The organism is Alteromonas ulvae, assembly GCF_048987005.1.
Lineage (GTDB): Bacteria > Pseudomonadota > Gammaproteobacteria > Enterobacterales > Alteromonadaceae > Alteromonas.
On record NZ_CP185261.1, the window covers coordinates 1498357 to 1511645 of the forward strand.

The 13289-nt window shown below is 43.8% G+C and carries 10 protein-coding genes; 2 read left to right on the forward strand and 8 right to left on the reverse strand.

Annotated elements, in window-relative coordinates; all coding sequences use genetic code 11:
• Positions 1–2 precede the first annotated feature (2 nt).
• Complete coding sequence (locus ACOJR9_RS06535) at positions 3–1076, reverse strand: efflux RND transporter periplasmic adaptor subunit (protein ID WP_420935512.1); 1074 nt, start codon at positions 1074–1076, stop codon at positions 3–5.
• A 168-nt stretch (positions 1077–1244) separates the two neighbouring features.
• Between ACOJR9_RS06535 and ACOJR9_RS06540 the strand changes: the two genes are divergently transcribed.
• On the forward strand, positions 1245–1856 hold the full coding sequence (locus ACOJR9_RS06540) for a TetR/AcrR family transcriptional regulator (RefSeq protein ID WP_420935513.1): 612 nt from the start codon (positions 1245–1247) through the stop codon (positions 1854–1856).
• Between the two features lie 116 nt (positions 1857–1972).
• Here the strand turns inward: ACOJR9_RS06540 and ACOJR9_RS06545 are convergent, their stop codons facing one another.
• The 7 genes from ACOJR9_RS06545 to ACOJR9_RS06575 all read right to left on the reverse strand — a co-directional run bounded on the left by ACOJR9_RS06545 (position 1973) and on the right by ACOJR9_RS06575 (position 11744).
• Positions 1973–2464: a GNAT family N-acetyltransferase gene (locus tag ACOJR9_RS06545; RefSeq protein WP_420935514.1), complete on the reverse strand. Its 492-nt coding sequence runs from the start codon at positions 2462–2464 to the stop codon at positions 1973–1975.
• A gap of 149 nt (positions 2465–2613) precedes the next feature.
• Complete coding sequence (locus tag ACOJR9_RS06550; protein WP_420935515.1) at positions 2614–5793, reverse strand: efflux RND transporter permease subunit; 3180 nt, start codon at positions 5791–5793, stop codon at positions 2614–2616.
• A gap of 13 nt (positions 5794–5806) precedes the next feature.
• The gene (locus tag ACOJR9_RS06555) at positions 5807–6955 is read right to left on the reverse strand and encodes an efflux RND transporter periplasmic adaptor subunit (protein WP_420935516.1); all 1149 of its coding nucleotides are present in this window, start codon (positions 6953–6955) and stop codon (positions 5807–5809) included.
• 186 nt (positions 6956–7141) lie between these two features.
• Positions 7142–8158 carry a GGDEF domain-containing protein gene (locus tag ACOJR9_RS06560; protein WP_420936076.1) on the reverse strand — a complete coding sequence of 339 codons (1017 nt, stop codon included), beginning with the start codon at positions 8156–8158 and terminating at the stop codon, positions 7142–7144.
• Positions 8159–8229: 71 nt separating this feature from the next.
• Positions 8230–8868, reverse strand: a complete 639-nt coding sequence (locus ACOJR9_RS06565) for a PqiC family protein (protein ID WP_420935517.1) — start codon at positions 8866–8868, stop codon at positions 8230–8232.
• Positions 8869–9120: 252 nt separating this feature from the next.
• Positions 9121–10776 carry an intermembrane transport protein PqiB gene (gene pqiB, locus ACOJR9_RS06570; protein WP_420935518.1) on the reverse strand — a complete coding sequence of 552 codons (1656 nt, stop codon included), beginning with the start codon at positions 10774–10776 and terminating at the stop codon, positions 9121–9123.
• Complete coding sequence (locus ACOJR9_RS06575) at positions 10773–11744, reverse strand: paraquat-inducible protein A (RefSeq protein WP_420935519.1); 972 nt, start codon at positions 11742–11744, stop codon at positions 10773–10775. The genes pqiB and ACOJR9_RS06575 overlap by 4 nt, the downstream gene beginning before the upstream one ends.
• Positions 11745–12052: 308 nt before the next feature.
• Here ACOJR9_RS06575 and ACOJR9_RS06580 point away from each other — a divergent pair, with 308 nt between their 5' ends.
• Entirely contained in the window at positions 12053–13189 is a 1137-nt protein-coding gene (locus ACOJR9_RS06580; RefSeq protein WP_420935520.1) for a hypothetical protein, read from the forward strand.
• Positions 13190–13289 lie beyond the last annotated feature (100 nt).

Consider the following 13289-nt stretch of genomic DNA (forward strand, 5'->3'; position numbering starts at 1 on the left):
AATTACTTCTCTCCTTTATAGGGAAGTACTTTCATATCAGCGGTCATTTTCGTTGCACCAGCAGATACAACACGCTGACCTAGGCTAATTTCGCCTTCAATGATGGCAAGCTCATTCTCAATATGCTTTACGTTCACCGCTTGCTTGCTAACGCGGCTGGTGGTTTTATCAAAAATCCATACTGCAAACCCGTTGTTTTCATCGCCAACCAAAGACTTAACCGGAACTACCAAGCCCTCTGGGTACATCGAACCTTGTAGGCTTACCTTAACAATAGCCCGTGCACCTGGCGTAAGGGGTAATTCATCGCGAGGCTCCATGGCAAAAACCACTTCATAAGTCTGCGACACAGGGTCCGGTTGAGTAGAGTGCTCTACATAGCTGACCGGATACCACTGGCTTCTATTGGTGGCAAGTGTGGCGCTAGCTTGCTTAATACCACGGCCTAAATTTGCGGTAAGCAAACGCTCAGGAACATTAATATTAAAGTATATTTTTGACACGTCTTGAAGGCGAGCAATAGGCGTACCTGCAGCAACAAAGCTATTATTCTCTACCAATCGCTGAGACAGTTTGGCATCAAAGGGGGCGTAAAGCTGTGTGTAGCTTAAATCTTGCTCAGCATTTTTTAGGTCTAGCACTGCTAGCTCATACGATGTTTTTGCTGAATCTAATGTGCTTTGCGCCACAAGTTTTTGTGCAAACATCTTTTCTATGCGATTAAGCTCACGCTCAGATTGCTCTAAGCGCGTTTTGGATTCTTCCATGCGACGTTCGAACGGTTTTCTGTCTATGGTCGCTAGCAGTTTGCCTTTTTCAATATCGTTGCCGGTGACTAGATCGGTTTGAATTAGGCGCCCTGAAACCTCAAAACTCAAATCTACCGTTTTTACGGCAGATACCACAGCCGGAAAGGTAAACTCATCAAAATTAGGGATATTACTTACATCGGCAAGCTTCACATAACGTGGTGAGTCAGGTTCTGATGTTTCACTTTTTTCCGACGTGCACGCAGCAACTGTGAAAAAGGCGAGGACGGTGACAAAAGCAGTACGAGAGATTCGCATCATGGACATAGTGTTTTGTAATCCATATCAAGTAAGTAAATGGGACTAGAAGAAACAGAATACGACAACAAAGATTTCTTCATAAAGTAAACTGATGAGTGCATTTTAGTTCGGTCACATTGAAAAGTAAACTGTTCAGTGTAAAATGGGCGTCAATATTCATTAAGACACTATTAAATGACGGACATTACACGTAAGCGAAGCGATAAAAAACGCGAAGCAATTATTCAAGCCGCTACTCAAGCGTTTCAAGAGTTTGGGGTTAACGGCACCAGTATGGATAAATTAGCCGAGCTAGCGCAGGTGTCGAAGCGTACGGTATATAACCACTTTTCAAAAAAAGAAGAGTTGGTGATGCATTTAATCAAAGAGCAATGGAAGAGCGCTTTGGTGAATATTGGTGTTGAATATCAGTGTAGTTTACCCCTTAACACGCAGTTGGAAGAGCTTGTGTTTCAAGAAGTTTCGTTTATGTGTAGCGAAGGTCACTTAGAGTTAGCCCGCGTTGCCATAGGGCATTTTTTTTACGAGCCAGAAAAGTTGAAAGACGAAGTTACGCAACTTAAAGCGCAAGAGTCGTCCTTACATCGCTGGCTTAAAGCGGGAAAGTCCGATGGGCGATTGGTGTTTGACGACCTAGAGCAAGTGGTTAATGAAATCGACAGCTTAATAAAAGGACAGTGTTTTTGGCCGCAGCTGTTTAAGATAGAAGATACATTAAGTGGAGACGACAAGCGGCGAATTACTCAGAATATTGCAGCACTAGTGCTGTGTAGATACGCAAACTAGGCTCTTCAGGCACGATTCAGTTGTATATAAAGTAGTCCATAAATCGCTGCCGCTGCACACCCTATAGATGCGACTACTATCGCTGCGTTCAACACTGCATGGACTTCGATACAACCTTATTGACCATTTTGAGCAAAATTCACTAAGGTTTCGCCATCCATTCTATAGCCTAACCACTCACTTTTCGCCTTCGCACCCAGTGATTCATAGAAATCGATAGCCGGTGTGTTCCAGTCAAGTACGCTCCATTCAAAGCGACCACAATTTGATGTTACTGCAATATTGGCAAGGTGCTGAAGTAGGGCTTTACCAGCACCTAATCCACGAGATTGTGGTGAGACATAAAGGTCTTCTAAATAAAGCCCGTTTTTGCCTTGCCACGTGGAGTAGTTAAAGAAGTACACAGCGAAACCAATGGGGGCACCATTATTTTCACAAATAACGCAATGCGCTGTGGCTTTATCGCCAAATAGGGTGTGGTGTAAGTCAGCTTCTGAGGCCTCAACTTCGTGTTCAGCTTTTTCATAGATAGCTAGTTCTAGAATAAACTGGCGAATTTGATGGATATCTTCTGGCGTAGCCTGGCGAATGTTAAGCGCGTTACTCATGATTATTCCTTATTTACTCTATAAAAATGTCAGCCATGCTTCAGGGCTGACATGTATCTAGGGCTGGCATTTTTTAGTCGCTACAGAGCTTTACTATGAATCTTTAAAAAAAACAGCCATGCGCCTTAGCGTTTCAACGAGGCCTTAGGCTAATCAATATTACCATTGCTATCAATAGCAGGCTCGCTGCTGTCTATATCGATATTTGAATGCAGGCCTCTGCGTTTAAATATCTTTCTCTTTATCCACGAGAAGGGCAGCCTTAAATCAAGCAATATCAAGTAGAGGCACGGTACTAAAATCAGCGTAACTAGGGTGGCATAGAGAACTGCAAACCCCAGTGCGGCTGCCATTGGCACTACGAAAGCCGCCTGCAGGCTGGTTTCAAACATTATGGGTAAAACGCCTACAAACGTGGTTATCGAGGTCAACGTAATAGCCCTAAATCGCGCCGTGCCTGCTTCAACTACCGCTTGCTTAACACTGTAACCTTGGCTGCGTCGCTGGTTAACAAAGTCAGTCATTACCAGGGAGTCGTTAATAACAACACCCGCGGCGGCAATTAAGCCAAAAGTGGACATCATAGAAAGGTCTAAACCAAGAAGAAAATGCCCCCAGATAGCTCCAGTAAGACTAAATGGAATAACTGACATTATAATAAGCGGCTGCCCGTAGCTTTTCAAAGGCACCGCAAGGAGTATGTAAACCATCACCATCGCGGCTATAAAAAACAAGACCTGCTCATTTTGCTGGGCCTGCTGCTCTTCAATGTCACCACCAAGCTCGGTCATTACTGAAGGAAACTCTTCTTGAAGCTGGGGTAATAGGGTTTCTTTAATCACTTCTACGATTTCATTTGGCTCAACGGTTTCCTCGTCAATATTGCCCCATACATACACGCTTCTGTATCCACCTTCTCGGCGTATGTAGCTTATACCTGGTTTTTCCTCTAAAACCACAACGTCACCAAGCATGACTTCTTCGCCTGTGGGAGTCGTAATGAGGGAGTATTTTAAATCGGCAAATCGTTCGCGAGTTAGTTCAGGATAGCGCACCATCACGCGCACCTCTTCACCGTTGCGGATCACTCGCTGTGCTTCGTCTCCGTAAAACCCTGCCCCAACTTGTGATGCAATATTTGACAGGGTAAGACCCAAGTCATAAGCCACAGGCAGTAATGACATCTGCACTTCTTTACTGGGCGGATCGATAGTAGAACTGACATCAAAAAGCCCGTCCTGCTGCTGAAGCATTTCAATAAACTTCAAACCTGCGGCGTTTAACGTATCAATATCGGGGCCAAAAAGAAGATAACCGAATTCGCCGTCATCACCATCACCCCCGTTAACATCGTCGATAACCGTGAATGACTTCATGCCGCTAATTTCAGGTATAGCCTCTCTCCACCGTCTAGCCAGCTCAAACGTGTCGATTGGTCGTTCGTCTTCATTCACTAATGGAGTGAGAATTCGCCCTTCATTGCGGGAGTTATTAAATGCCAGTCTGTCGCGAATCATTCCGGTGCCAAATTCTTCTACTAGCTCTTCTTCAACACGAAGAATGGTGTTTTCGACAACCTTTAATGCATTGATTGTGGCAAGGTCAGAGACATTTTCGTTCATTTCTATTCTGACACTAGGAAAATCATGGGGGACTTTGGGGTTAGGTACCATGCGCACATAATTGGCGTTTATCAGCCCCCAGCTGATCATAAGCAGGGCAACAAACATCATAAACACCACCCAGCGCGCGTTAATCGCTGCTTCAACAGTGCGTTTGTATGGTCCGTTGATAAAGTCTTGGAAGCGCTTGTTAAACGTAGCGCGCCAGCTATCTGGTTTAATTGGTGAGAAATTAGTATGCGCTAAGTGAGCAGGCAATATCAGCTTTGATTCCACAAGGCTAAATGCTAAACACAGAATAACCACTACAGCGATATTATAAAAAAATGCCCCTTCAGGCCCGCTACTTAATGTGAAAGGCGCAAAAACAGCGATAGTGGTAAGTACGCCAAATGTGGCAGGTGTTGCCACACGCTTGGCCCCGCGAATAACGTTATCCACGCCGCCGCCTTGGCTTTCAATTTCGGTATAGGCGCTTTCCCCTATGACGATAGCATCATCCACCACTATGCCAAGCACCATAATAAACGCGAATAAAGAGAGAATGTTAATACTTATCCCAAATAATGGCATTAGCATTACCGCCCCTAGAAAGCACACAGGTAGACCAATCATTACCCAAATCGCCAATCTAAATCGCAAAAATAGGGTAAGCATAAAGGCAACGAGTATTGAGCCTTGAATTAGGTTTGATAACATCATGTCAAGTCGGGCGTTGAGATAGTAGGTCAAATCCACCAATATCTCGATGCGAACGTCTTCGGTGAATGACTGATTTTTTTGTTCTATGTAGGCTTTTACGGTTTCGGCAACGGGAATGGTATCTTGTGTTTTTGTGGCCTTAACCGCCATTGAGATAGCATTCATACCGTTGTATTTAAAGTACCTTTCGCCCTCTACGAAACCGTCGTTAATATAGGCTACATCGCCAAGGGTCACTTTAGCGCCACCCGCGCCTATTTTAACTGGAATTCCTGCAAACTCTTCACCGCTGTAAAACTGGTTTTCAACACGCACCGATACAAGGCCTGCATTGGTGCGAATTTGTCCCGCTGACATGTTTGCTGAGTAGCTATTGATTGCACGGGTGATATCAGCAATTGACAGGTTGTACTTTCTCAGCGTATCCGGCTTTATTTCTATGGCAATCTCGTCATCAGGGGCCGACATTTGCACAAGAGATACATTGCCTAGCTGCAAGAGCTCATCTTCCACTTCTTTCGCAATTTTCTTGAGTTCAGCAAGGGGAAGGTTGCCGACTAAGGGCATTTCAATGACGTCTTGTTGAAACTCTACTTGCGAAACGTTGACCGGCTCCATACCTGCTGGAAAGGTAGCAATGCCGTCTACTCGCAGTTTTACCTTATCAAGAACGTCAGTCAGCTCCGCTTTTGTTTCAATCTCAAGGCTAACGGTGCCACTACCTCTAAACGCGCGAGATACAGTACGTTTTATCTCTGTGATATCTTTAATGGCTTCCTCAATTTTTATAAAGATACTCTCTTCTATTTCTTGAGGGGAAGCGCCAGGGTAATTTGCATTAATGGTGATGTAGTTAATTTCAATGTTGGGAAACATTTGACGTTGGATGGTTAAAAAACTGGCAATGCCCATAATAATGATAAAAACCATTAATAAGTTTGCAGCCACTGAATTGCGTGCAAACCAGGCGATAAGGCCGTGCTGAGTGTCGTTATGGGTATCCATGGCGGTTCCTAAATTAGTTCGCTTTCGCTGTCACTGAGTCGGAAAGGTTTTCAATAACTTTCACAGCCATGCCGTTTTGCGGATACTCGGGCAAATTCATTACCACTCTTTTCGGGTCAAAGTCGCCTTTGATCAAAAAGTCCCCACTATCTTCACGAACTACGTTGACCTTATTTGAATGCAAGTTATTGTTTTCATCTAGTGTCCATAACTTTCTGTTAGTAACGAGCTCTTGAGGAATGCGAAATACATCTTTTAGTACTTTGCCCTCAAACGTTACTGACGCGTAGGAACCAAACTTTATCGTTGGGCCGTTAGAATTAATGGCGTAGGGGTCACTAATACGAGCAACAAAATAAGACATACGGGTGTTATTATCTACTACGCCTGTATCACGGTGGATAACGCCTTTAAGTGAAATACCTTGAGCGTTGTTGTCAGATATGACGACTTCTCTGCCAAGTGAATTGGCGTCTAAGAACTTGCTATCGAATCCCGCGACGGGAAAGGTCACTTCTGCAAATTCAATATTATTCAGTACTGCCACAGTGGAGCCCTGAGTAACATAATCGCCTGTACTAATATTGCGTGACACAATAAGGGCGTCGTATGGCGCTTTTACTTTGCAATTCTCTAGGTCACGCTTAGCAAGTTTTAGCTGAGCTTGAGCAGATTTGAGCCCAGCCTCTGCGCTCATTACCTGCGGTTTTCGAAGGTATAAGTCGGAGACCTTAGCATTAGGCATGGTCTTCGCTTCTTTTGCGGCAACATCGGCCTGGGCCTTTTCTTGTATCAGCTGAGCTTCGGCGCTCGCCACGTTAGCTTGTGCAAGCAGCAGAGCAGCCTCATAGGCGTCGGGCTCAATGGTAAATAATGTCTCTCCACGGCGCACTAAACCACCGCTGACAAGCTTAGGGTTCCATGTTTGAACTTCGCCAGATACTTGCGCTGAAAGATTAGTCGTTTCTAAGGGGGCAACCTCTCCGTAAGAGGTGAGCTGTATTCTTACGTCCTCAGGAACCAAGGAATCGATTGTGACGGTAGGTCGCGTATCAATTTTTTCGGCTGCCGTATTATCGGCAGCTGATACTTCAATACCTTTCATACCTGCGTACCCGAGGATAAGAATGCCTATGGGTAATACAATCTTCATCAATTTCATCGTTTAGTCTATTTAGTTAATTGCCTTAGGAGTCTATTTTAGCGTTTATACAGATACATGCTCCATTATATTTGTAACGAAACATGACCTTATACACAAAGGGGGAGTTAAGCGGAGAAAGCTGGCTAGGGTGAATCGTAATAGTCACTGAAATTTGATTAAACATCACAAATGTAAGTAATTATTTTAACTGTCAGAAAACACCACTACTTTATTGCGCCCTGATTCTTTTGCACGATAGAGCGACATGTCTGCATGGCGTATACCATCGGCAAGAGATAACTGAGAGGTTAACTCACAAATTCCAAAGCTGCTTGTGATATGAATTTCGTTGTCTTTAATGGCAATAGAAGAAAAACTTAATATTTCTCTTAGTTCCTCTAACACCTGTGTTGTTTCAGCAGCTGTTGTTTCTGGGAAAATGAACATGAATTCTTCACCACCCCAGCGAGCCACGGTATCTTGCTTTCTTAATCTTGCGCTAAAGATTTGCGACACTTTGCGAAGTACGTCGTCACCTACCTCGTGGCCATAGGTATCATTAATACTTTTGAATCTGTCTATGTCTGCGATAGCGATTGAAAACTTACTATTACTTCGCTGTACTCTAGCATATTCACGTTCCAGCGCTGTTTGCGCCCCGCGCCTGTTAACAAGCTTGGTTAAGTGGTCATGATTAGCCTGTTGTTCAAACTGTTCCGACAAGTCTAGGGCAATATCGTAGCTTTTCTGTCTGCTGTATTCATAAAAAGCAGAAAGAAAAGTCACCGTTAAAAACGAGTAGAGTAAGCGAGATTTAAACGCGTAGGAGTAAGACGCAATAAGTAAAGATTCATCAAAAACAAAGAACAGCAGGGTGCAGGCAATGATGAAAAAAAGAAGGGCAAGAAGGCCCCGTGTGAAACCCGCGAAAAACATGGTCACCGGCGGGACCAAGTAGATCCATAATGGCCCAGTGTTGTCTTTTCCGCCGGTAACGAGTAAAAGAAATACCAATATCATTAAGCACGATATCAACAGGGTAATAGACACTGTGCGGGAGCGCCGTGTTCCAAACTGAATCTGAATGCGCTGTGAGAGGGCGAAAACAATGCTTGCTGTTAGCAGAATAGTGGCAAGCGGAATTTCTTGCTCAAGGAGTGCTCTCATTCCTAAAAAGAAGGTAATGGTTACACCAACAGCAGAAAACAGATTCACTACCATGATCCTGCGATTAGTCTCATCTTTATAATGATGTTTTACGCCACTTGTAATGTACCTTTTCAAAAGACTAATCATTGGGCGTTTTGCGCTTTAATACTTTCGGTAACTTGAGTCGACAACTCCGCCAGCGCTTGTCGCATAGCGACAATACTGGCAGAAAACCCATCTTCTTTTAATCGTGTCTCAATAAAAAATGGATGGCGATTGTTTTCTGCTAGCTCAGCAGAGACAACAAAATGACCTTGAAGTACAACGTTGCCATTAAAGGTGCTGACGAAATCAGAAATATGAAGGCTTAACTCAACAATATTGTTATGTTGATAATCTGTAGTTGTCAACATAACAATACCATGATTGGCAAGCTGATCTTGAAGGGTCTTGCGTAGCCCCTCTTCAAAGGGTTCTGCCCAAAGGTGGGTTGTTGAAATATGAAGGTTGGTATCACTTACCTGATACACCAACCCACGATGCTTGAGATAATCGGGCAGGGTAACGCTCTTCAATAGAAGCGGAGTACTGTCATCTAATGAACTCGCCGATTGCAGTGATGTAACTTCGGATTGCTTAGAGGGCACTGCAGAATGAAGCAAATAGTAGGAAAGGGGCGGTTGAGTACTCGTGCAGCCTGACAATACAAATAGTACCGATACAATTATTAAATTAAAGATACTGTATTGGTTTTTTGAAAAAAGCCCAGTCTTAAAAGTCATTAATTTTGTCCCTTTACGCACGTTCCCTAACTATCAAAATACGTCAATTTCGCTATATCCAATAGTCTCAGTAAACGAAAACTTCAAACATACGCTGTATCTGAACTTATAAGCGTTACTTTCCGCCAATTATTATCGCTAAGCGTCGTCTTTTAATCATTGTTTGTTAGATGCGATGCGATTCGCTTATTGCTCATAAACATCAAGCCACGTTATCTTGATATTTTACCCCACTGTAAACCAATTTTATCGTTATTTCTCTTCTGCTTTAGGCTGAATATCGTCATTACCATCTCTTGAAAAAATTAGACTGTTAGGTGACTGATTCAACTTTAACAGCAACGGTTGAATACTTCTTAATGTATCTTGCAGCGTATCTACTGTCTCTTTTATTTCCGACTGATTGAAACCGCCATCACTGTAGTTCTTAAGCAGACTGTCTAAACTTACCAGTACTTGATTTAAATTACCATTTAGGGCTTTGGCGTCTATATCTTCAATCAGAAGGTCGAAGTCAGTGCTTGCGGTTTCCACCGACTCAGCTGCCAGCTTCATGTCTTCAACTGCTAACTGTACATTGGTTACCATTTCTTTTAACGGGAGCTGATTTATTTTATCGAGAATGGCGTCTGCTTTTTGTGTTAGCTGCGTAAACTCGTTGCTCACTGTTGGAATGACTTCATAACCATTTACCACAGAAACTTGGCCGCCATCAGCGGCATCAGGAACATGCTGTAAGTCGACATATAATCCACCGGTAAGTACGTTACCCATTCTCAAGGTGGCCCGCAAGTCTCGCTCTAGCCAGTTCCGTAAAGTCTGTTTAATAGCATTTAGCCCTTCTTCGGTATCTGGCTGGCGGGCTTTGCCTGGATAAATGTTGATGAGCACAGGTATGGGGTAGTCTTGTTCTAATATGTTGCCTTCTATCGCGGATAGCGAGTTAATTCCTATGACATTGCCAATTTCAATGCCGCGATATTCAACTGGAGCTCCTACCGTGAGGCCTCTTACACTTTCATCGATTAATAACAAGTATTCAGCGGCGACTTTATAGCGCGCATCAGACGCGGCTGTGTTGTCTTTGTAAATGGTGAAAAAAGCATTTTCTACCACACGTTCACCTTTTGGAACGCCATCGGGGATGCCAAACGTTATACCGTTAGCGAGAAGGGTCTCTAAACTGCCGGTTTCAACACTGACGCCACTTGACTCAAGCTGCAGTTTTACGCCACTCACATCCCAAAAGCGTGTGTTTACTGTGATAAGTTTATGATAAGGCGCTTCGATAAACGCATCGTAATACACCACGCGCTCTTCAATATTAAAGGTCGCGTCTTCAAACTCGCCAACTTTAAACCCCTTGTAGATGATAGGGTCGCCAGGTTTATAGGCAAATTCATCGTTACTCCGCAACATGACATGCAGTCCTGGTGTGCCAGGTGGTGTAACCGGAGGTCGAGAAAGGGCGTTAAAGTGTAACTGCTCTTTACCATTGTCAAGTGCCGACATGGCAATGTAGCTTCCAGAAATTAACGTGTTTAAGCCCGATACCTCGGAAAAGCTAATGCGGGGGGCAACCACCCAAAATTTTGCATTTTCATTAAGCAGGTGAGAAGCGCTGGCGTCTATTCTAGCGGTAACCAGAACACCGTCGAGGTTGGGCTTTAGCGAAATTTTCTTAACCTGACCAATGTCCAGATCCCGCACTTTAATTGGGGTTTTGTTGACCTCTATACCTGCTGCCGAATGCAGTTCAATGGTAATAAGCGGACCTTGATTCGTCCATTGGTAATACACCATCCATCCACCAATGAGTGCCACTATAATAGGAATTATCCATATTTTAGATACAGATGTGGTTGGTTTAATCCTCGCCTCGTTTATGTTTGGATCGTTTGTGGTCATGGTAATTGCTTCCACTGCTGCCATATTAGCCGTGAGTCAAATGTCATTGCAGCTATCATTGTAATAAACACTACCGCACAAAATGCGAGAGCCGCTTGGCCAGGATAAATGGATAGGGTGTTCCCCATTTGTATAAGAGAAACCAATACCGCCACTACAAAAACGTCAATCATTGACCACCGCCCAATGGCCTCGGTCAGTCGGTAGTATCGTGTGCGTAACTGTTGCGAATTGGTTCGCTGTCGCTGAACCGAATAATTCAGCCATGCTAATATTAAAATTTTTGCCACCGGCACAATCACGCTGGCGATTAAAATGATAATAGCGACAGGGTAAGAGCCCGATTCCCATAACGAAATTACGCCACCAATGATGGTATTCGGCGTTTCTTGCCCAAAGAGTTCAGTATACATAATTGGCAGTAAATTGGCAGGGATATACAAAATGCACGATGTAATAAGTAATGCCCACGTGCGCTGGATACTGGCGTCTGCTTGGGCTGCGGTTAACGGTTTAGGTGTTGGTGGTTTTCCTTGTTTCAGCCACATTTCGTAACGCGTTGGGTCAAATTGCATAATAGCCAGTGTGGTAAACGCACTAAAACCAACAAAAGCAAAAAAGGATATTCCAATAGTCACATCGGCTAGTTCGTTTATTTTAATTAGACTGACAAGCGTACCGATTAAAAAAATTTCGGCCATGCTCCAGGGAAGAAGGGCTTTCACTAAAGAGAATAGACGGTACAGATAAAACGGCCGCTGTTGTTTGAGTTGTGCAAAAGAAAGGAAGGCCAAGCCAATAAGTACAAGGCCCGGCAGTAAAACGGTCGCCAGCCCTGTGATGATCGCCAACGAAAGATAGTCGTTTTCAATGAGCACCGTAATCCCGCTCGGTAAATCGATACTGTGCTTCTGCCCGCTGGCTTTGAAGGTAAGAAAATTAAACGGCAGCGATAGCAATAGAAACACGAAAGCACTAAGCGAATAAGCGTGAAGCTTTTCAGTGGCATTGTTTTTGAAAAAAATCAGCGTATGGCCACATCGAGGGCATGTCGCTCTTTGACAATGGGCGAGAGTAGGTATGCTTACACTAGTGTGGCATTGATCACATACTATTGCTAATTGCTCTGGTTTTTCCATACTAGTCGCTAACGACATCCGTTATGTGTAATATCAATAATATAAAGCATTGATATTTAGTGTCTACAAAATAGCATGTAGTTTATGTGTCTTTAATTCAATCTCCATTTTAAAAGCAATAATTAGCGATATACGTGATGCAAAAACGAGAAGCAATCCAACATTTTCTCACCACAGGTCGAAAGCGTAGCTATCGATTTTTTACTCAGCAGAGTGTTCAGTTTATTCGCTGTTGGCGTACGCTAACCTTCGCGCAACGATGCTACTTTATTGCTTCAGTAATGATGGTTGCTTGGCTGTATCACGGTATAGAAAACACGCTGTATGAGCTGGTTATGTTTGGCCTTGTACTTTCAGCTTTGGTGAAAGAGATATGGCCTCGTTTTATGAGAGTGTGGGATAGCCTGCCGGGCAAAGCGCTTATTTTATTTATCTATGCCGTTATAGCCAACTTCGCCATTGCATCGGCCGGTGGCATGGTTAACGATGTTACTGGCGTATCGTCAAGCGCGCTGCCTTATAGTCATAATTTTGCTCTCATCCTAACGTTACCGAGTTGGTTTTTTATCACCACGTTACTCGCACTTTTGCTCAGTACGGTACTTGTGCCCATATATTTGCTGGTGTTACTCATTTTAAAGCCCATAGGCGTGCACAGCCTGTGGCATGCGCCAGAATATCGGTTTGTCTTCACCACAGCCCTCATTCGCTATGTTTGGACATTTGCACTGCTGTTAAAAGTAATTACGGTGGCAGCGCAACTGGGCTTAGTTTCTGGAATAGACGTTGAAGAGTCACAAAGCGCTGATGTTGTGCAGTCCGCGGATAATCCTAACCAAGTAGTTAGTGACAACACGAATGACGTTGCCAGTAGCAATGCGAATAAAGACGCCAGTAGCGATGCCAGCAAAGAAGAGATTAACGATATCAACATTGACGAAACGGAAGCGGCTAGGGAGGCAAACGGTGTATCCGCGCTTATTAAAGAGCTAAACGACACAGACGATCCTTTAGAAGCTGAATTTAAAACCCTTGTGACTGATGCGAACAATCAAAGCAAAAGACTAAGAAAAGCTCAAGAGCGTTTGCTTGCTAGTTTTATCTTTGAATTTGAGGCTGATACTCACTCAAGATGTGAGCATAAAGACGGCACAAAAGTGGTCGAGCTAAACGATTATGAAATTTTGCAAATTAGCCAAAATGCAGACGAGGATAATGCGTATACCTATGACGTGATAGCCTGTCAGTCGGCTGCGTTAGGCAACCCCAAGTAGGCAATTAATAACGTTTGCCCTCACCGCATGAGCTTTATTGGCAAGCACTTTATTGAAAAAAGCCGTATCGAAAGCCAGGCCGACTCGACACTCTCGTCAT

Bases quoted from the DNA above. Each gene is read 5' to 3' on its own strand.
- ACOJR9_RS06560 (WP_420936076.1), bottom strand. From the start codon at position 8,158: ATGGTAGTGAATCTGTTTTCTGCTGTTGGTGTAACCATTACCTTCTTT.
- ACOJR9_RS06550 (WP_420935515.1), bottom strand. From the start codon at position 5,793: ATGGATACCCATAACGACACTCAGCACGGCCTTATCGCCTGGTTTGCA.
- ACOJR9_RS06535 (WP_420935512.1), bottom strand. From the start codon at position 1,076: ATGTCCATGATGCGAATCTCTCGTACTGCTTTTGTCACCGTCCTCGCC.
- pqiB (WP_420935518.1), bottom strand. From the start codon at position 10,776: ATGACCACAAACGATCCAAACATAAACGAGGCGAGGATTAAACCAACC.
- ACOJR9_RS06565 (WP_420935517.1), bottom strand. From the start codon at position 8,868: ATGACTTTTAAGACTGGGCTTTTTTCAAAAAACCAATACAGTATCTTT.
- ACOJR9_RS06545 (WP_420935514.1), bottom strand. From the start codon at position 2,464: ATGAGTAACGCGCTTAACATTCGCCAGGCTACGCCAGAAGATATCCAT.
- ACOJR9_RS06540 (WP_420935513.1), top strand. From the start codon at position 1,245: ATGACGGACATTACACGTAAGCGAAGCGATAAAAAACGCGAAGCAATT.
- ACOJR9_RS06555 (WP_420935516.1), bottom strand. From the start codon at position 6,955: ATGAAATTGATGAAGATTGTATTACCCATAGGCATTCTTATCCTCGGG.
- ACOJR9_RS06580 (WP_420935520.1), top strand. From the start codon at position 12,053: ATGCAAAAACGAGAAGCAATCCAACATTTTCTCACCACAGGTCGAAAG.